Origin of the sequence: Celeribacter ethanolicus (assembly GCF_002407265.1) — a bacterium.
Classification (GTDB): domain Bacteria; phylum Pseudomonadota; class Alphaproteobacteria; order Rhodobacterales; family Rhodobacteraceae; genus Celeribacter; species Celeribacter ethanolicus.
The window spans coordinates 1,839,354-1,858,422 of the sequence record NZ_CP022196.1 but is presented as its reverse complement, the minus strand read 5'-3'; the positions used below and the strand labels follow the sequence as shown (position 1 = coordinate 1,858,422).

19 protein-coding genes and 1 pseudogene are annotated in these 19,069 nt (G+C 60.3%); 9 read left to right on the top strand and 11 right to left on the bottom strand.

The window, feature by feature from the left end:
* Positions 1 to 27: 27 nt before the first annotated feature.
* The 4 genes from CEW89_RS09195 to CEW89_RS09180 all read right to left on the bottom strand — a co-directional run bounded on the left by CEW89_RS09195 (position 28) and on the right by CEW89_RS09180 (position 2,625).
* Entirely contained in the window at positions 28 to 408 is a 381-nt protein-coding gene (locus tag CEW89_RS09195) for a hypothetical protein (RefSeq protein WP_066705125.1), read from the bottom strand.
* Entirely contained in the window at positions 408 to 887 is a 480-nt protein-coding gene (locus CEW89_RS09190) for a GNAT family N-acetyltransferase (RefSeq protein WP_096805698.1), read from the bottom strand. Before CEW89_RS09190 ends, CEW89_RS09195 begins: the two co-directional genes overlap by 1 nt.
* Before the next feature lie 31 nt (positions 888 to 918).
* The gene (locus tag CEW89_RS09185; protein ID WP_096805697.1) at positions 919 to 1,635 is read right to left on the bottom strand and encodes a hypothetical protein; all 717 of its coding nucleotides are present in this window, start codon (positions 1,633 to 1,635) and stop codon (positions 919 to 921) included.
* A 69-nt stretch (positions 1,636 to 1,704) separates the two neighbouring features.
* Positions 1,705 to 2,625 (bottom strand): manganese-dependent inorganic pyrophosphatase, encoded by a 921-nt coding sequence (locus CEW89_RS09180; RefSeq protein WP_096805696.1) that lies wholly within the window; start codon positions 2,623 to 2,625, stop codon positions 1,705 to 1,707.
* A gap of 12 nt (positions 2,626 to 2,637) precedes the next feature.
* Between CEW89_RS09180 and CEW89_RS09175 the strand changes: the two genes are divergently transcribed.
* The 5 genes from CEW89_RS09175 (at position 2,638) to CEW89_RS09155 (ending at position 7,044) form a co-directional block, all read left to right on the top strand.
* Entirely contained in the window at positions 2,638 to 3,357 is a 720-nt protein-coding gene (locus CEW89_RS09175; protein WP_425321027.1) for a DUF2161 domain-containing phosphodiesterase, read from the top strand.
* Between the two features lie 142 nt (positions 3,358 to 3,499).
* The gene (locus CEW89_RS09170; protein WP_157779813.1) at positions 3,500 to 4,147 is read left to right on the top strand and encodes a hypothetical protein; all 648 of its coding nucleotides are present in this window, start codon (positions 3,500 to 3,502) and stop codon (positions 4,145 to 4,147) included.
* 229 nt (positions 4,148 to 4,376) lie between these two features.
* Complete coding sequence (gene groES / locus CEW89_RS09165; protein ID WP_066705114.1) at positions 4,377 to 4,664, top strand: co-chaperone GroES; 288 nt, start codon at positions 4,377 to 4,379, stop codon at positions 4,662 to 4,664.
* 39 nt (positions 4,665 to 4,703) lie between these two features.
* Complete coding sequence (gene groL, locus CEW89_RS09160; protein WP_066705113.1) at positions 4,704 to 6,347, top strand: chaperonin GroEL; 1,644 nt, start codon at positions 4,704 to 4,706, stop codon at positions 6,345 to 6,347.
* A 271-nt stretch (positions 6,348 to 6,618) separates the two neighbouring features.
* Positions 6,619 to 7,044 carry a GNAT family N-acetyltransferase gene (locus tag CEW89_RS09155; RefSeq protein ID WP_157779812.1) on the top strand — a complete coding sequence of 142 codons (426 nt, stop codon included), beginning with the start codon at positions 6,619 to 6,621 and terminating at the stop codon, positions 7,042 to 7,044.
* Positions 7,045 to 7,093: 49 nt separating this feature from the next.
* Here the strand turns inward: CEW89_RS09155 and CEW89_RS21470 are convergent.
* The 3 genes and pseudogenes from CEW89_RS21470 to CEW89_RS09145 all read right to left on the bottom strand — a co-directional run.
* Positions 7,094 to 7,327: pseudogene (locus CEW89_RS21470) on the bottom strand (hypothetical protein); the annotation flags it as partial.
* A 110-nt stretch (positions 7,328 to 7,437) separates the two neighbouring features.
* A complete protein-coding gene (locus CEW89_RS09150) occupies positions 7,438 to 7,650 on the bottom strand; it encodes a hypothetical protein (protein ID WP_096805693.1) in 213 nt (70 codons plus the stop codon).
* Between the two features lie 281 nt (positions 7,651 to 7,931).
* Complete coding sequence (locus tag CEW89_RS09145; protein ID WP_096805692.1) at positions 7,932 to 9,830, bottom strand: acyl-CoA synthetase; 1,899 nt, start codon at positions 9,828 to 9,830, stop codon at positions 7,932 to 7,934.
* Positions 9,831 to 10,070: 240 nt separating this feature from the next.
* Here CEW89_RS09145 and CEW89_RS09140 point away from each other — a divergent pair, with 240 nt between their 5' ends.
* Positions 10,071 to 11,189 carry a beta-ketoacyl-ACP synthase III gene (locus tag CEW89_RS09140; protein ID WP_096805691.1) on the top strand — a complete coding sequence of 373 codons (1,119 nt, stop codon included), beginning with the start codon at positions 10,071 to 10,073 and terminating at the stop codon, positions 11,187 to 11,189.
* Here the strand turns inward: CEW89_RS09140 and CEW89_RS09135 are convergent.
* The 4 genes from CEW89_RS09135 to CEW89_RS09120 form a co-directional block, all read right to left on the bottom strand.
* The gene (locus CEW89_RS09135; RefSeq protein WP_096805690.1) at positions 11,153 to 12,430 is read right to left on the bottom strand and encodes a DUF2254 domain-containing protein; all 1,278 of its coding nucleotides are present in this window, start codon (positions 12,428 to 12,430) and stop codon (positions 11,153 to 11,155) included. The genes CEW89_RS09140 and CEW89_RS09135 overlap by 37 nt on opposite strands.
* Before the next feature lie 39 nt (positions 12,431 to 12,469).
* Complete coding sequence (locus tag CEW89_RS09130) at positions 12,470 to 12,751, bottom strand: hypothetical protein (RefSeq protein WP_096805689.1); 282 nt, start codon at positions 12,749 to 12,751, stop codon at positions 12,470 to 12,472.
* Between the two features lie 187 nt (positions 12,752 to 12,938).
* The gene (lysM, locus tag CEW89_RS09125; protein ID WP_096805688.1) at positions 12,939 to 13,361 is read right to left on the bottom strand and encodes a peptidoglycan-binding protein LysM; all 423 of its coding nucleotides are present in this window, start codon (positions 13,359 to 13,361) and stop codon (positions 12,939 to 12,941) included.
* An 87-nt stretch (positions 13,362 to 13,448) separates the two neighbouring features.
* Positions 13,449 to 15,236: an ABC transporter transmembrane domain-containing protein gene (locus CEW89_RS09120; protein WP_096805687.1), complete on the bottom strand. Its 1,788-nt coding sequence runs from the start codon at positions 15,234 to 15,236 to the stop codon at positions 13,449 to 13,451.
* Positions 15,237 to 15,609: 373 nt separating this feature from the next.
* On the opposite strand from CEW89_RS09120, the gene CEW89_RS09115 reads away from it, so the two are divergent.
* The 3 genes from CEW89_RS09115 to CEW89_RS09105 all read left to right on the top strand — a co-directional run bounded on the left by CEW89_RS09115 (position 15,610) and on the right by CEW89_RS09105 (position 18,679).
* A complete protein-coding gene (locus tag CEW89_RS09115) occupies positions 15,610 to 16,623 on the top strand; it encodes a glycine betaine ABC transporter substrate-binding protein (RefSeq protein WP_066705092.1) in 1,014 nt (337 codons plus the stop codon).
* 75 nt (positions 16,624 to 16,698) lie between these two features.
* Complete coding sequence (locus CEW89_RS09110) at positions 16,699 to 17,589, top strand: ABC transporter permease (RefSeq protein ID WP_198403529.1); 891 nt, start codon at positions 16,699 to 16,701, stop codon at positions 17,587 to 17,589.
* A complete protein-coding gene (locus CEW89_RS09105; RefSeq protein ID WP_096805686.1) occupies positions 17,582 to 18,679 on the top strand; it encodes a quaternary amine ABC transporter ATP-binding protein in 1,098 nt (365 codons plus the stop codon). The genes CEW89_RS09110 and CEW89_RS09105 overlap by 8 nt, the downstream gene beginning before the upstream one ends.
* Positions 18,680 to 19,069 lie beyond the last annotated feature (390 nt).

Genomic DNA, 19,069 nt, shown 5'->3' with positions numbered 1-19,069 from the left:
CGCGCGGTCGCAAAAGGACAGCACAGATCAGCGCTGCGGGTCTTTCATCAGACCGTACCAGAGCCAGAACAGCGCGGCCTCGGTGATCACGGCGAGGCCGATCCCCGGTCCGACGCGACCCAGAGCGAATTCGCTCAGCCCGAGAAGCGCCATTGCGAGCATGGTCACGGCGATGGCGCGGGCGATGGCCATGCGCGCCATGTCGGATTTGGCGATGTCCTTAAGGCCCCAGAGCAACAGGGCGGGGGCGAGGAACAAAACGGCGGCGCGGCGGGCCATGACGGCACCAGTCACGGAGGGGTCGAGATGGAAGAGCCAGAAAAACAACGACGGAGCGACGAAAATCGTGATCGCGAGGGCCAGACAAATTCCGGCAGTGATCCGGGACAAAAGCGGAAATGAAGGCATCAGGCACCGAAGGCTTTGGGATAGATCAGGTCTTTCACCTTGGCCTTGGCCGGGCCTGCCGTCAACGTATGTGTGAGCGGGTAGGGGGAGGTGAAGCCGTTGGCGATCATTTTGAATCCACAGCGGCTGTAGAAATCCGGATCGCCGAGGACGACGACGGTCTGACCGGACATCTCGGCCCATTGCGTGATCATGCCGGTGAGACGACGGCCAAAGCCGCGGCCCTGAAGGTCCGGGCGGATTGCCACGGGGGCGAGGCAGAGCCAGCCCTTGGGCGAGAGCATGGTCGAGAGCGCGGCATATCCGATCACTTCGCCGTTCATGGGCAGGACCATTTCCCCCGCGATGGCGCGCGATTTGCGCAGCGCCTCGACCAGGTGCGCTTCGTCTTTCTGGCCGAAAGCCTCGGTCAGGAGGTCGGCGACGGCGGTTTCCTCGCCGCGTTTCATCTCGCGCATGAAGTCAGGGGATTTGAGCATGGGGCTTTCCTTCGGGGCTTCTGCGGTTGGTTCAGAAGATATGCCTGCGCAGGAAGTGCGATTCAAGCGGACACTCCGGGCGGCGGGTGTCGGGGAAGACCGGCTCGGGAATGGGATCGAAGCGCAGGCGCTGTGGCGACCAGTTCCAGGCCTGATTTTCCGTGAGGAGGACGCCGTGGAAGGTCCAGCGCGATGTCGATTTGAACCCGGTTTCGTCGGTGTAAAACGCCAGCCCGCGCAGCTCTGCGATGGAATGGATCGGGGCGCCGGAGCGGGCCACGCAATAGGGCGCGCCTTGGGTCTTGGCGATGATCTGAGAGGCTGCGAGGGCCATGGTTCCGAGCGACCAGAGGGAGATGAACGTGACCGTGAGGAGGAGGGCTTGCCCCATGCGTGAGCGCTGGGCCCAGAGACCAATCAGCGCCGCCCATGTGACGAAGATATAGAGAAAGATATGTGTCATCCCCGGTCCCGACATGATCAGGATCAGGAGACTCGGCAGCCACAGGAGCGAGATCAGGACGCGGATCGCTACGGGAGGCGTCGTGAGCACAAGCGCGAGCGGGGCGAAGAGGGGCGCGAGGGCCAGTCCGAGAAACCCGGACATGAACAAGGCGCTTGCGCCGCCGTCGCCAATGGCGTCCGGGACTTTTTCGGCCAACTCCCCCAACGGGATCGGCGCCGCGCCGAAGGTGGCGAGGACATAGAGAAGGGTGAACAGCCAAAGACGGCGGGGGGTGAACAACATGACACAACCAAACAAAAAGGGGCGCGGATTTCCGCACCCCTTGAAAACCTATTGAACCTGAAAAGTCGATCAGACTTTGAGGTTCGGGATGATCTGTTTTTTGCGGGACATGATGCCCGGAAGCACCACGGTGTCGCCCTCGACGGTGCAGCCGAAGGAGGCCTCCGCGATGGCTTTCACGGTGTCGTTGGGCACCAGCAGCGTGGCTTCCTCGTTGAGAATGTCGACAACGAAGAGCAGCACCTCATGGGCGCCGTCCTCGGCGGCCACGGCGGGCATGGAGGCCATCAGGCTGTCCTTGCGGTCGAGGATCATCTTCGGCGCGGTGGTTTCCAGCACGGAGACACGCAGGTCGGTCGAACCGACGGTGTATTCCTTGGAGTCCATGCGGATCAACTCGGCGTCCGTGAAGGCGGCCACATCGGATTTGGCTTCGAACATCTCAGACGCGTATTGGCCGAGGTTGATGTTCAGTTCGGAGGCCAGTTTCTCGGCCAGTGCGCGGTCCACGTCCGTGGTGGTCGGGCTGCGGAACTCCAGCGTGTCGGAGAGGATGCAGGACAGCATCGCGCCCTTGATGTTGTCGGGCATCTTGTCGGCGTCGTCGCCCATCAGGTCGTACATGATGGTGGCGGTGCAGGCGAGCGGACGGATGGTGATGTCGATCGGACCTTTGGTCTCAAGACCGCCCACGAGTTTGTGGTGGTCGATGATCGCGGTGACATTGGCGTCGTTGATCGCGGCGGGCAGCTCGGCGGGGTTGTTGGTGTCGACGATGACGACGTCCTGACCTTCGGCAACCTCGGAAATGATCTCCGGTTTGTCGAAGCCCCACTTCTCGATGACGAAAGCGGCCTCGGTGTTCGGCTCGCCCAGAAGGACGGCTTTGGCGTCGACGCCTTTCACTTCGTTCAGATACCACGCCCAGATGAGCGGGGAGCCGGTGGAATCGGTGTCGGGGGATTTGTGGCCGAAAACAAGCGTGGTCATGTGAGCTGTCCCATGGATATTGGCGATTTCGGACGCCTTATAGGCGGTGCAGCATGGGTTGTCACGCCTTGCGAGCGCTCACGGCTTGGCTGTAACACATGGGACATGACCAAGCTGCGCGAAACCGATCTTTATCCGCCCGTGAAAGCCCATTTCGAGGGGCTGGGATATGTCGTGAAAGCCGAGGTGCGGGATGCGGATGTGGTGGCGATCCGGGGCGATGAGACGGTGATCGTTGAGCTGAAGACCGGGTTTTCGCTGTTGCTGTTGCAACAGGGCGTGGCGCGGCAGGCGATTTCCGATCAGGTCTATCTGGCGGTGCCGCGTTGGAAGGGCAAGGCGGCGTGGCGGATGTTCAAGGGGAACCTTGGGCTTTGTAAGCGGCTGGGGCTTGGGGTGATTTCGGTGAATGTGGCGGAGAGTTCGGTGCAGGTGCATCACGAACCGCGCCCGTTTGTGCCGCGCAAGAATAAGGCGAAGGCGGGGAAGTTATTGACCGAGTTCGAACGCCGGGAGGGGGACCCGAATTTGGGCGGGACACCGGCGGGCGGGCGTGTGACGCCGTATCGGCAGGATGCGGAGAAATGCCGGGCGTATTTATTGGAGAACGGGCCGTCAAAAGGGGCGGAGGTGGCGCGGGGAACGGGGGTTAAGAATGCCACCCGGATGATGCGGGACAATCATTATGGGTGGTTTGAGAAGGTTGAGGTGGGGTTGTACAGGATTTCGTGAAATTCGGATTCTACCGACGAGTGGGGGCTGGTCTCGTGCCGCCGCCACATATTTGTGCTCTTCATCGTGCTCATTGGTTGCAATTTTCGTGTTCACAGTGTGAAAAAGAAACACATGTTTGGTTTCATTGAGGGAAAGAAATTTGAGACGAGTTCTAATCAGTTTTCTTTTATTATTTTTAGCTTCTTGTATGGCGAAAGAGACTGCTTCTTCAAAAGCAGATGAGTTGGTGCGCTTGCCTAAGCCGAGCGACGCTGAACTTGAGCGCTACTATAAAATTGTTGACTTAAAGGTGGAAAAGGAAAGTGTTCCCGCCCTTAAGAAAGACGCGTATATTCACGCATCAATTATTCGCAATTCAACCGACGTGCTTCGCGATCGGCAGGGCATTTACGTTGACGTACAGTTCCAAAACATTAGCAGCCCTTCCACAGGAATTACCAAATCGGCACGTGTGCCTTCGGGAGCCTTTGTTGATGTTGCAGCGATGACGAGAGCACAAGCATATGTCAGTCTTGTTGAGCGCAAGAATAACCAGGCTTTGCTTAGCTTTGCGCAAGAACTCGCGGCGCGCACAATATGCGTGGGGCGCCGTATCGTTCCAGATGATCTTAAGCCAACTCGCGTAACGAACCCTAGCGATTTGCGTAAGATTGTTGATGTGACAAATGGTCAGATATTTGGCGCAAACATCAATGATCTTGGCATTCAAGGTGAAAGTGTGCCTGTCGTTGATTTCTCAAATCCTGTAGTGCCTTACGGTGCTGTCGTTCGTGTGAAATGCATCTGATGTTTGCGTAATCTCAAACCTTTGTGCATGGGAGGTTTGTGCATGCGCGATAAGAGAAACTTGCGAAGGTTATGCTCAAATTTTTCCCCATCTCCCCTGTTGACTCACTCCCGCCTCCTTCCTAACTATGCGTCGTTGTCACTCTCCTGAGGTGAGTGCTAACACATGATTTATCCCCGCCCGAGAGGGTGGATGCAAACCTGAAACTTTGAGCGAAGGAGCCTCGAAGATGGCATTCAAACCGCTGCACGACCGCGTTGTGGTCGAACGTGTTGAGAGCGACGAAAAGACCAAAGGTGGTCTGATCATTCCCGATAGCGCGAAAGAAAAGCCCGCCGAAGGCAAAGTCGTTGCCGTGGGCGAAGGCGCTCGCAAAGACAGCGGCGAGCTGATCGCACCGTCCGTCAAAGAGGGCGACATCGTCCTCTTCGGCAAATGGTCCGGCACGGAGATCACCGTGGACGGCAAAGAGCTTCTCATCATGAAAGAGTCGGACATTCTCGGCATCATCGCCTGAGACATCCGATCCCCTCAAACCGAATTTACGGAGTGAACAATGGCTAAAGAAGTCAAGTTTGACGTCGACGCACGCAACCGCATGCTCAAAGGCGTGAACATCCTCGCCGACGCTGTGAAAGTGACCCTCGGCCCGAAAGGCCGCAACGTGGTTCTCGAAAAATCCTTCGGCGCCCCGCGCATCACCAAAGACGGTGTGTCCGTGGCCAAAGAGATCGAGCTTGAAGACAAGTTCGAAAACATGGGCGCGCAGATGGTGAAGGAAGTCGCTTCCCGCACCAACGACGAAGCCGGTGACGGCACCACCACTGCGACCGTTCTGGCGCAGGCGATCATCAAAGAAGGCCTCAAGCAGGTTGCTGCCGGTCTGAACCCGATGGACCTGAAGCGCGGTATCGACCTCGCGACCCTCAAAGTCGTCGAAGCGATCAAAGCTTCCGCGCGTCCGGTTGCCGATTCCGACGAAGTCGCTCAGGTTGGCACCATCTCCGCCAACGGCGAGACCGAAATCGGACGTCAGATCGCCGACGCGATGCAGAAAGTCGGCAATGACGGCGTGATCACCGTCGAAGAGAACAAAGGCATGGAAACCGAGACCACCGTGGTCGAAGGCATGCAGTTCGACCGTGGCTACCTGTCGCCGTATTTCGTGACCAACCCGGACAAAATGGTCGCCGAGCTGGAAGACTGCATCGTGCTGCTGCACGAGAAGAAACTCTCCTCGCTGCAGCCGATGGTGCCGCTCCTCGAGCAGGTCATCCAGTCCCAGAAACCGCTCCTCATCATCGCCGAGGACGTGGAAGGCGAAGCGCTGGCGACCCTCGTGGTCAACAAACTGCGCGGCGGTCTGAAAATCGCGGCTGTGAAAGCACCGGGCTTCGGCGATCGCCGTAAAGCCATGCTGCAAGACATCGCGATCCTCACCGGCGGTCAGGTGATTTCCGAAGATCTCGGCATGAAGCTTGAAAATGTCACCATGGACATGCTCGGCTCCGCCAAGAAAATCTCCATCACCAAAGACGAAACCACCATCGTCGACGGCGCTGGCGACAAGGCCGAGATCGAAGCCCGCGTGGCTCAGATCCGCACCCAAATCGAGGAAACCACCTCCGATTACGACCGTGAGAAACTCCAGGAGCGCGTTGCCAAACTCGCTGGCGGTGTGGCCGTGATCAAGGTCGGCGGCATGACTGAAGTGGAAGTGAAAGAGCGCAAAGACCGTGTGGACGATGCTCTCAACGCGACCCGCGCTGCCGTTCAGGAAGGCATCGTCGTCGGCGGCGGTGTGGCTCTGGTTCAGGCTGGCAAGGCTCTCGAAGGTCTGGAAGGCGCGAACGCCGATCAGAACGCCGGGATCACCATCGTGCGCAAAGCCATCGAAGCGCCGCTGCGCCAGATCGCGGAAAACGCCGGTGTGGACGGGGCTGTCGTGGCCGGTAAAGTCCGCGAATCCACCGACACCGCCTTCGGCTTCAACGCTCAGACCGAAGAATATGGTGACATGTTCAAATTCGGCGTGATCGATCCGGCCAAAGTGACTCGCACCGCTCTGGAAGACGCGGCCTCTGTCGCTGGTCTGCTGATCACCACCGAAGCCATGGTTGCCGACAAACCGGCGAAAGACGGCGCAGGCGCCGGCATGCCGGACATGGGCGGCATGGGCGGCATGGGCGGCATGATGTAATCGCCCCGTCATAAACCTATGAAAAGGCTGCCTTCGGGCAGCCTTTTTTATGAGTTTCAGGTATGCGGTTGCATGAAATTTCGGCGAGCGGATAAAGAAGGCGTTGCCGCGCTGCACGGGGAATGTTCTTGCTTGCCTTGGACTTTCTGCATCTGCAAGGCTGACGGGAAACCTTATGTTCATGGGGCAAGAAATGCACTTACGCGCTTTAACGCAAGACGATGAACTTCCGCTGTCAATCCTTTTGGACAGTACATTCGGAGGTCCCGACATGTACCGCTTCACCAGGGAATTGCGGCGCGAAGAGGCGGTCGCGATGGAGCGTGTGGCCTTTGACGATAAAGGGTCCATTCTGGGCTATATCTGCTGCGCGCGGATGGTGCTGCCGCAAGACTGGTGGGTGATGTCGATTCTGGCCGTCTCGCCGAGCCACCATGAGCGCGGCATGGGGCGGGAGCTTGTGGTGCGGGGCATGGATCATGCCAAGCGCGCGGGGGCGAAGGCTGTGATCGTGATCGGCGATGCACGCTATTTCTCGCGTATGGGCTTTTCCAAACTGGCGGCGTCGCGTCTGGAAACCAAGATGATGCCGGAACACACTTTGCTCTATCCGATTGCACCGGGCACCGGCATGGCGCAGGAGACGCTGATCTACCCGGATGCCTATGCGCATCTGAGCGAAGAGGATCTGCTCTGAGGCGGATCACGCCCGTGTCCCGGTCTCGCAGCCTGCTTCGCAGAAATCGGGCAGGCTGTTTTCGGGGCGGCTCTTCCCCGGCCAGCGCTGCGATCTGCCAGCGTGAGGTGCAGACAGAGAGCATCGCCGAGACGGTGAAGACGAAATAGGCGCCACCCCTGACCGGGTTAGCCTCTGGCTGTCGTTTGCGGATTTCCTGCATCAGCCGCGTCACTGCCGGATCGAAACAGCGCTCCGTCTGCGCGCTACCGGTTGTCGGCGAAGACCTGGGCGATTCGCCGATCGTAAACCAGCCAGCCGGGATCGCCGCGGCTGTCCTTTTGGCTCAACCGACTGTCTCCGGGGCGTCTCTCGCGGCTTATGGGTCGCAAGATCCGGGAGGATTAAAAGCGCTCAGGCGAGGAGATGATCGCCCTCGGGAAGTGCGGTGTGCTCCTTCGGGGTGGCGCGCAAGCCGTAGAGCAGGGCTGACAGCAGGAGAAGCGTCACACTGCCGATCATCGGTAAGGTCACAAGTCCGAGCCAAAGCGGCATGCCGATCCCCAGCCCAAGTCCGGTGGCGAGCGCTGCGGTGAGCAAAGAGAGGGAAAGCAGTCCGACGAGCATGGCGCAGTCCTTTCGTTCAGAGCGTTTGGGTCTAGGCGTTTGGTTCAAGGGTCAAGAGGCCGGTGTTTTCCATATATTCCGGCATATTCCGGCGGGTTGGTGACCACGCTAGGCGGCGATCTGGGCACAATCATGGCGTGGGAAAGGTTGAAATTCGATTAAAGGCCAGAAAAGACCGTCGAATTTTAAAGACATGAGGTTCCGGCCCACGAAAAAGCTCCGCTGGAGCGGGGCTTTTCGCAATGTCGTTTCGGGCCGTCAGCCCATGTTTCTTCTCTGATTCACTCGGCCCATTCCCAAGGGTTGGTGAAGCGGCCCAGCACATGGGAGAGTTGTTCGGCCTCGGCTTTGGCGGCCGGATCGACCCGGGCGACGAGGCCGCGTTTCTTGTCGTCGATCACCTGGATGACGCGGGCGGTGAGCCCTTCGGCCTCCAGAGCCGCGTTGTAGATGCGGGTGATGGCACGCTTGCGCAGGTCGGGTTTGAACACCTTGCCCACGGCGGTTTTCGGCAGCTCGTCCATGATCTCGACATGTTTCGGGATCGCGGCGCGTTCGTGGATGTGAACCTTGGCGTAGGCCATCAATTCGTCCGCCGTGACTGAAGCCCCCTCCACGAGTTCGACATAGACACAGGGCAGCTCGCCCGCATGCGCGTCGGGCTGGCCAATGGCCCCGGCCATGGCGACGGCTTCGTGTCCGGCCAGCGCCTCTTCGATTTCGGCCGGGTCGATGTTGTGCCCGCCGCGGATGATCAGGTCCTTTGCACGCCCGGTGATCCAGATATAACCGTCGGCGTCGATCCGGCCCAGATCGCCGGTGCGCAGATAGACGTCGTGATGGAACAGGTCGTGGTTCTTGTCCTTCTCGGTGTAGGTCGAACCCGCGAAAACGCCGGGGCTGTCGATACAGATCTCGCCCACCTCGTCGACGGCGCATTCCACCGGACCTTCGGGGGTGTGGCGCAGGATTTTCACGTCCGTATGCGGGAAGGGAATACCGACGGAACCGATCTTTTTCGGGCCGCCCACCGGGTTGACGGAGACGAGGCAGGTGGCCTCGGTCAATCCGTAGCCCTCGACGATCTCGACACCGGCGGCCTGCTCGAAGCGTTTGTACAGTTCGACGGGCAGCGGCGCGGAGCCGGAAAACGCCATGCGGACGGAGGAGATGTCGGCATCCACCTTGCGCTGCATCAGGACCGAGACGGCGGTCGGCACGGTGATGATGAAGGAGATTTTCCAGCGCTCGCAGAGCTTCCAGAAATTGTCGAACACACCCTCGCCGCGATAGCCCGCAGGGGTCGGGTAAACACCATGGGCGCCGGAGGCCAATTGGCTCATCACGATCACCTGACAGGCGAAGACGTGGAACAGCGGCAGCGGACACATGATGTTGTCCCGCTCGGTGAACAACAGGCGCGAGCCGATCCAGCCGTTGTAGATCATGCCGGAATATTTGTGCTGCGCCACCTTCGGCATGCCGGTGGTGCCGCCGGTGTGGAAATAGGCGGCAACGCGGTCTTCCGTGGCATCGGCGAAGCTGAGTTTGTCGCCGGGATATTTCGCCAACTCGGTGTTGAAATCGAGCATGTCGGCGTGATGGGCGCGCGCATCGTCGTTCTTCGGACGAATGAACGGAACGATCCATTTCTTCGGCGGGGTCAGATAGTGCAGGAGATCGACCTCGAGCACCGTGTTCACATTCGGCGCGTGACGCACCGCTTCGGCGACCTTCTGGGCCACATCGGTTTTCGGGAAGCTTTTCAGCGTCACCACGACCTTGGCATTGGTTTCGCGCAGGATGGCGGCGATCTGTTCCGGTTCGAGAAGCGGGTTGATCGGGTTGACGATGCCCGCGACCATGCCGCCGAGGAAGGTCAGCACCGTCTCGTTGGCATTGGGCATGATATAGGCAACCACGTCGGTCTCATGCACACCGAGCGCGCGGAACATGTTCGCGGCCTGCGTGGTCTTATGAAGCGTCTGGGACCAGGTCAGGGTCTCCGCCTTGTCCTTGGGACCGGAGGTGATCTGATAGGAAAACGCCGGGCGATCCCCGAATGCCTGTGTGGTTTTCTTCAGGCGTTCATAGATCGTGACCGGCACATCGCGTGCCTCCCACGGCATTTCCGCGTCAATAGCGTTGCGCGCCTGAAGCGAGCTGAAATCGGATGGCATGCTGTCCTCCCCTTATGCCGCCGTGCGGTTCGTTCCGGCACGTGCGTCTCCTCGCGGTCATGATGCGGGCAATCCCCGCACCGCGCAAGAGCGCCCCCGGTAGGCGAAACGCAGCGTCATGCACGAAATTCCCCCTTGGACGCGACGTCAGAATTTATATCGCCCGGTCAGGAACAGTGGACGAACCCCTTGCGCCTGACTAGTGTGCGCGCACTCTGAATACGTCAAAGGAGCGGTGCGATGAAAGAGGTTGTGATCAGCGGAACGGGTGTTTTTACGCCGCCCTATGCGATTTCCAACGACGAGCTTGTCGCGTCGTTCAATGCCTATGTCGATCTTTACAATGCCGAGCATGCCGACGAGATCGCGGCAGGGACGGTCGAGACGAAGAGCTATTCCTCCTCGGAGTTCATCTTTGCGGCCTCCGGCATCGAAAGCCGCTACGTGATGGAGAAAGAGGGTATTCTCGACCCGACCCGGATGTGCCCGCGCTATGCGCCACGCTTGGACGAGGAGCCTTCGCTGATGGCGGAGATGGCCGTCGATGCCGCGGGGCAGGCGCTTGCCATGGGCGGTGTCGAGGCCAAGGACATCGACCTGATCCTCTGCGCCGCCTCCAACATGGAACGCGCCTATCCGGCGATGGCCGTGGAAATTCAGGCGCTTCTGGGCGCAGGCGGCTTTGCCTTCGACATGAATGTCGCCTGTTCCTCGGCGACCTTCGGCATCCAGACGGCGGTGGACATGATCCGCGCAGGCTCGATCAAACGCGCGCTGGTTTTGTGCCCGGAGTTGCCCTCCGGCCATCTCGAATGGCGCGACCGGGATTGTCATTTTATCTTCGGCGATGTTGCGACCGCCGTGCTTTTGGAGTCCTCGGACGTAGCCGAGACGCCGCAGTTCAAAGTGCTTTCCACTCGCTGTGCCACGCAGTTCTCCAACAATATCCGCAACAACAACGGTTTCCTGCGCCGCGCGCATGACCAGATGGAAGACCGCCGCGACATGCAGTTCATGCAGAACGGGCGCAAGGTGTTCAAAGAGGTGTTGCCGCTGGTGTCGCATCACATCGCGCAGCATATGGAAGAAGAAGGGCAGGATCCGACCGGGCTCAAACGCATGTGGCTGCATCAGGCGAACAAGTCGATGAACGATTACATCGGCAAGAAGGTTCTGGGGCGGGTGCCGGAGCCGGAAGAACAGCCGAACATCCTTCAGGACTATGCGAACACCTCGTCGGCCGGCTCGATCATTGCCTTTGCCCAGCATCACGACGGGATGAGCGCGGGCGATCTGGGGCTGATCTGCTCGTTTGGGGCGGGCTATTCGGTCGGCTCTGTGGTGGTCGAGAAGCTCTGAGCCGGGACGTCGCCGAGTTCCAGTTTCTCACTCTCAAGCGGCAAGGCTGCGCGGGCATAGTCCAAAGCGCGCCCGGCCATCTCTCTAGCCGCTTCGGCAAGCGCCTCGTCCGGCGCCCCCGTCAGAGACAGAAGACACCGGCGCAGGGTGCGGGCGACTTCGATCTGACCGGCGCCGTCGCGGGCGGTGGCGGCAAATGCCGCGTCGATCAGCGCTCGTGCCGAGGGGGCCGGGCAGAACACCTGCGGCGCGCGCACGGTGTCGGTTGGCGCGATGTGCGCGGCCTCCCAGAACAGCGCGGTCATCCGGGTCACGGCGTCGATCGCGGTGCCGGGATCGTTGACGCCGGGGGAGAGGGCTTTCGAGGAAATTTCCGACAGGGTGCTGAGGCTGAACTCCGCGTCGATCTCATGGGTGCGGGTTGTGCCGATGACGAAGGCGCGGGCCATGGCGTCGAGATCGCTGTCGGGCGACATGCCGGAGAGCTGGGCGAGAGCCGTGCCTTCGAGGACGAAAGCGCCGGGGCGGTGCAAAATATAGACCAACCCGTGGTCGCCTGCGCAACTGTTGAGCGCCCGTGTGTCGATGAACTGGATATAGCCGGTTTTCGGAGCGCGGAGCGGCGATGTTGCCTCCGGCAGGATCGTCTCGGGCGTCAGAGGGTTGGCCCCCAAAGCAGGGTCTTTGCGCAGCGCCGCCATGCTGCGCCGCGCTTCCGTTTCGGCCAGATTGAGACTGTTGTCGAGGCTGCCGAGTTGGCTCAGATGCTCGATCCAGCGCAGCATGGCGATGATGATCACCACCACGACGACAATGGTGAGCGCCATGACCACCACCGCCTCGTCATCGCCGTAAAGATGGGTGCGGAACAGGATGATGGTGCTCAGCGCAAAGATGAACGCGCCGATGAAAGCGGCCAGGACCGATTGCGTTGTCGTGTCCTGAAGCAACAGACGGTGAATGCGCGGCGTGGCGGTATTGGCTGCCGAACTATGCGCGCTGACCATGACATTGAGGGTGAAGGTCGAGACCGCCAGCATCGAGGAGGCGAGAATGGTCAGGACCGGTAACACGGCCGCGGTGTCGATGCGCTGGGCCAGTTCTTCGGGGATGTAGCGGCGCAGCACGAGCGTGATCAGCGAGACGGCGAGCGACATAAGCGCATAGAGCGTCACCCGCAGCCAGAGCGCATGATAATAGCGCCGGAACAGCAACAGGGGTTTTTTCAGAACATCGGGCATCTCTGGGCCTTATGCCTTTGGGGTTCCCCTTATGATGGCTCAATCTGCGGGCGGTTCAAGCCGATAGCCATCGGCCCAGAACTCACAGATGAACAGGGTGGCGGCCTCGAAACAGCGGTTCGACAGATCGTGGAGGACGGGTTCGTGCCAGCCGGAGAGATCGGCGGCCACGGTGGTCAGGGCAAAGACGGCGGCCATCGGGTCGGCGAGATCGGGATGCGCCAACAGTGTCTTGAGCGTATCATACGGGCTTTGCCGTTCGATCAGAAGACATGCGATGATCTGTTCCTCGAGCCGATCCTGTCTTGTGCTCTCATCCAACGTGGGCGGTCCGTTTCCTCGTCACTACGGGGGGTAAACTAATCAGATTGTCTCGAAACGACTATTGCATTGTTTCGCAAATGAAAACGATAAGCGGAGAGGCGCACAGCGGGGCAGGGCCTTTGCCAAATGCAAAAGGGCGCCCTTGTTAGGACGCCCTCCGGATGTCTTGGCGGTTTCGGCGGGATCAGCCCTGCGGGATGATCAGCATCTGGCCGGGGTAGATCTTGTCCGGGTCGGAGAGCATCGGCTTGTTGGCCTCGAAGATCTCCATGTAGCGGTTGCCGTCACCGAGCGCGGTCTTGGAGATCGCCCAGAGCGTGTCGCCTTTCTTCACCTCGTGGAACACCGGGTCGGCGCCTTCGAGCGTGTCCTCGACGGAGGCGATGCCTTCGACATTGCCGGCGGCCATGATGATCTTTTCCTTGGTCGCCTGATCGGTGACCGTGCCGCCGATCACCACCTTGTCGCCATCCACGGCCACTTCGACGCCATCGGCCTCAAGACCCAAGGCCTTGATTTCGGCGAGAAGATCCTCCGCGTTCGGTTCTTCTTCCTTCTTGCCGAACACTTTCTTGCCGGCGTCTTTCACAAAGCTGAACAGTCCCATCACTCATCTCCTGTCATAGGGTCGGCTCAGACTATCCGTCGAATGTGACGGAATGAAAACGGGAATTTCACCGGTTTCTCCCCGGAGTTACGCTTCGTTTGTGAACTGGAGCTTTGCAAGCCGCGCGTAAAGCCCACCCTCGGCCACCAAGGCGTCATGTGTGCCGGTGGCGACGATCTTGCCGTCCTCGAAGACGAGGATGCGGTCGGCTTTCTTCACGGTGGCGAGGCGGTGAGCGACGATCAGCGTGGTGCGGGTGCGGGCCATGTCCTCGACCGCCTTCTGGACGGCGCGCTCGGATTCGGAATCGAGCGCGGAGGTGGCCTCGTCCAGGAGAAGGATTGGCGCATCGCGCAGGATGGCGCGGGCGATGGCGACGCGCTGTTTCTGGCCGCCCGACAGCATGATGCCGCGTTCGCCCACATAAGACTCGTAGCCTTCAGGCAGTTTCGAGAGAAATTCATCGGCGGCGGCGGCCTTGGCGGCTTTGATCACCTCCTCCATCGGTGCGTCAGGGCGTCCGAAGCGGATGTTGTCGGCGGCGGAGGCGGCAAAAATCACCGGGTCTTGCGGCACCAGCGCGATGTGACGGCGGAAATCGCCACGGGCCATGTCTGCGACGGGCATGCCGTCGATCGAAATCACACCCTCCTGCGGATCGTAGAAGCGTTGCAGGAGCTGGATGATGGTGGATTTGCCCGCACCCGAGGGGCCGACGAGCGCCACGGTTTCGCCGGGTTGGATGTCGAAGGAGACACCATCGAGGGCGGGCGTCGTCGGGCGCGAGGGGTAGAAGAAGCGCACGTCTTTGAAGGAGATCGCGCCTTTGGCGGGCAAGGGGTAGGGTTTCGGATCGGCGGGGTCCTTGACCGGATCTTCGGAGGACAGAAGTTCGACGAGGCGTTCGGTCGCGCCAGCGGCGCGTTGCAATTCACCCCAGATTTCCGACAGCGCGCCTGAGGCGCCCGCGACCATGATGGCGTAGATCACGAATTGCACCAGCTCGCCGATACTCATCGCCTCGGTCCGGACATCGCGCGCGCCGATCCACAACACGCCGACCACACCGGAGAAAATGAGCGCAATGACGATCACGGTCATCACGGCGCGGGTTTTGATGCGGGTGTGGGCGGAGGTGAAACTTTTCTCGGTGACGGCATCGAAGCGCTCGGCCTGTTGCGCCTCTCCGGTGAAGGCCTGTACCGTCTGGGCGGAGAGAAGCGCTTCGGAGGCGGTGCCGGAAGACGAGGCGATCCATTCCTGGTTCTCGCGCGACAGTTTGCGCAGGCGTCGGCCCAGAACCACGATCGGCACGATCACGACGGGGACGATCAGAAGCACCAGCCCGGTGAGTTTCGCCGAGGTGAAGAGCATGAGGATCAGCCCGCCCACCATGATGAGCGCGTTGCGCAGCGCGACCGAAATGGACGAACCGATGACAGAGAGGATCAACGTGGTGTCGGTGGTGATGCGCGAGAGCACCTCGCCGGTCATGATGCGCTCATAGAAGGCGGGCGACATGCGGATCATCCGGTCGAACACCGCCTTGCGGATGTCGGCCACGACGCGTTCGCCCAGACGGGTGACGAGGTAGTAGCGCATGCCGGTGCCGAGCGCCAAGGCACCCGCGATCATCAGCGCCGCGCCGAAATACTGATCGAGCAGGACGACGCCCGCGCTCTGGAACCCGTCGACCACCCGGCGCACGGCGACGGGGAGGATGAGGGAGATGCAGGCGGTGATCACCAGCGCCACGAGGGCGGCGATCATCAGCCCCTTGTAGGGCCGGATGAAAGGCCAGAGCGCACCGAGGGCGCCGATGTGTTTCGATTTCTCGCGGTCAGCGGCATCCGTAAGAGTGCGGTCGGCGGCCATGTCCTGTCCTTCGTATATGTAAAGTGCGCATAGGTGCATGACTGATAGTGCGCGCGTCGCTTTGGCGCAACACCTGCGGGGATTGCGCGAAGTTTCGTGAATTTTTCGTGTCAGACGGGGCGTGAGGTCGCGGTGTCCGGGAAGATGGTTGCATCACGAGGCGTGATATGTTGGGTTATGGTCACGCTCCGCCGGATCGTGCCTCATGGTCTTCTCTGCATGCTTATGTGAGAGGGGGAGGCCGAGGCGCTCCTTCGATGGGCAGCGAACGGCAAGCGCGGAGAAATCGCCCAATTCGGGGTGGTGACTGGTCCTGAGACGCCAAGAGCGCGGGGATCGGAGAACTCACACGAAGTAAGCGGGAGTCCCCCTTATGAAAAACAACAAACTATTTGCGGTCAGTTTTCTGGCCCTGGGCACCATGGCCGGCGGCGCTTTCGCGGCGGAGGACTGTGGCGCTCTGAAGATCGCCGAGTTCAACTGGGCCTCGGGTGAGCTGATGGCCAATGTCGATGCCATCATCCTCGAAGAAGGGTTCGGCTGTGACGTCGAGCTGATCAATGGCGGTACGAACACGCTGTTCGCCTCGATGAACGAGAAGGGCGAGCCGCAGATCGCGCCGGAGCTCTGGACCAACGCAGTGCGCGAGCCTCTCGCGAAAGCGCTGGAAGAGGGCAGCATGATCAAGCTTCTCGATGGGCCGATCACCGGGCTTGGTGAGGGCTGGTGGGTCACACCGGCATTCGCGAAGGATCACCCGGAAATCGACACGGTCGAGAAGGTGCTCGAACATCCGGAATTCTTCCCCTACGTGGAAGACGAAAGCAAAGGCGCCTTCATGGGCTGTCCGGCGGGCTGGGGCTGTCAGCCGGCCAACGCGAACATGTTCCGTGCCTTCGACATGGAAGACAAGGGCTGGACGCTGGTCGATCCGGGTTCCGCGGCCGGTCTCGAAGGTGCGATTGCGAAAGCCGCCGACCGGGACGAGTACTGGTTCGGCTATTACTGGAACCCGACCGCCGTGGTCGGCAAGTACAAGCTCGTGTCTCTGCCGTTCGAAACCGAATGGGCCGGGTCGGAGAACTGGGACGGCTGCATGGTGAAATCGGTCGATGAATGCGCCGATCCGCAACCGTCGAGCTGGACCAAATCCGAAGTCTCGACCGTCGTGACCAAGGACGTGCCTGAGATCGCGCCCGCAGGCGTGCTCGATTACCTCAAGGCGCGGGTCTTCCCGGGCGAGGTGATGAACGAGATGCTCGTTTACATGACGGACAATCAGGCCATCGGCGAAGATGCCGCTTATGAGTTCCTTGAGAAACATGAGGACATCTGGACCCAGTGGGTGACGCCCGAGGTCGCCGAAAAGGTCAAGGACGCACTCTGACCGTTCGATCTGTCTGATCATTTTGGGCCTGCGATACCCTCGCGGGCCCTATCCTCTATATATAGGAGTGAAAACTTGCTGGAGTTTCTCACTGAATTCCCCTCTCTGGGCCGGAGCGATCTCTCGGCTTTCAAGCAGGGGATCGACGAAGGGTTTCGCGCCTTTTCCCGCCAATATGGCGAAGCGCTCGAGGCCTTCTTCAATCCCCTTCTCAAATTTCTCGTCTGGTTCGAGAAGGTTCTCATCAACACCCCCTGGCCGATTGTCATTCTGGTGATCGCGATCATCACATGGCTCGGTGCGCGTAGCTGGAAAATCACCATCGGTGCTGTGCTGTCTTTGTTGCTCATCGGCTTCATGGGCATGTGGGAAGACACCATGGCGACGCTGGCGATGATCACTGTGGCCACTCTGGTCTGTGTGGCGCTGGGTATTCCGGTCGGCATTCTGATGTCGCGCTCGAACCGGGCACAGTCCATCGTGACGCCGATCCTCGACGTGATGCAGACCATCCCCTCCTTCGTCTATCTGATCCCGGTGGTGATGCTTCTGGGCATCGGCAAGGTGCCGGGGCTGATCGCGGTGTGCATCTATGCCATCCCGCCCATCGTGCGGTTGACCAATCTCGGCATCCGACTTGTCGACAAGGATGTGATGGAAGCGGCCGATGCCTTTGGCGCGTCGGCGCGCGAAAAGCTGTTCGGGGTTCAGATCCCGCTCGCGCTGCCCAATATCTTTGCCGGGGTGAACCAGACGATCATGATGGCGCTCTCCATGGTGGTCATTGCCTCGATGATCGGGGTGAAGGGGCTGGGGACGCAGGTCTTGCGCGCCATCGGCAACCAATATCTGGCGCTGGGGCTGATGAACGGCCTCGCCATTGTGGCGCTGGCCATCATCTTCGACCGGGTGAGCCAGACTTACGGCAAACGCCTGCAAGCCTATCGGGAGACCGGCCATGACTGATGCAAGCGTGACAGAACAACCCGCAATGGACGATACCCCGAACGCAGATGTCAAAGTCTCGATCCGCAATCTCTACAAGATTTTCGGCGACAACCCGACTGCGGCGCTCGGACATGTCAAATCCGGCACCACCAAGCCGGAGCTGATGGACCGACACGGCCATGCGCTGGGCCTCAACAACATCAACCTCGACATCCCGGCCAGGGGAATTCAGGTGATTATGGGCCTGTCCGGGTCGGGCAAGTCCACCCTGATCCGCCACCTCAACCGGTTGATCGAGCCCACGTCGGGCGAGATCTGGATCGACGGCGAGGACGTTCTGGCGATGGATGCGAAGCAGTTGCGCGATCTGCGGCGCTTCAAGATGTCCATGGTGTTCCAGAAATTCGGCCTGCTGCCGCACCGCACCGTTTTGGAAAACGCGATGTACGGTCTGGAGATTCAGGGCGTCGACGGCAAAGAGGCGGACGCGCGGGCGCGCAAATGGCTCGACCGGGTCGGGCTTGCCGGGTTCGAGGAGCAATATCCCTCGCAGCTTTCCGGCGGGCAGCAACAGCGCGTGGGTCTCGCCCGTGCTCTGGCGACGGATGCGGATATTCTCCTGATGGACGAGGCCTTCTCCGCGCTCGATCCGCTCATTCGCACCGACATGCAGTCGATCCTGTTGCAGTTGCAGGAGGAACTGCACAAGACGATCATCTTCATCACCCACGATCTCGACGAGGCGCTCAACATCGGCGACCAGATTGCGATCCTGCGCGATGGTGAAATCGTTCAGTCGGGTGACCCGCAGGACATCGTCATGAAGCCGGCGGACGATTACATCACCGACTTCATCCGCGACATCAACCGCGCCAAGGTCGTGCGCCTGCGTTCGATTGCCAGGAAAGGCGAGACAGGGCAGGGGGCGACGCTCAAGGGCGGGATGTCCATCGAGCAGGCGCTGCCGAAACTCACGCGTGCCCCGGATCGCAAATGTCCGGTGGTGTCGCGCACGGGTGAACCGCTCGGGGCTGTCTCTCTCGACGATGCGATCAATGCGCTCAAGCCGCTGGAAAGCGACAGTGACGAGGATGTGCGCTACGCTTGAGCGTTGCGACAGAGTGGAAATGGGAAAGGGCGGGGGAGACCCCGCCCTTTTTCGTGGCCGAGTCGTCTTCATGTCACGCGAGTCGGCAAGAATGCAGCCGAGTCGCACCGACTCGCGGTCGACACGGCTACAGAACGAGATGATTCCGGCATTTTACTCGCCTTACGCCGGGGCAATTCGGGGAAGTTTACACCCATGAGGTGAAAAACGACCTGCATGTCCCGGTGATTCACAAGAGTATTGTGGCGGGCGCGCTTGTGGCGCGCTTTTGGGGGGCTTTGGTTTTGCAAAAAAGTTATGCGTTTTGTTGCATGAAATAAGGGGTTTTGGAGGTATTTGAGATCTTTTTTCATTTTTCTTTCAAAAACTGCTTGCGGGTTCTGAGCACTC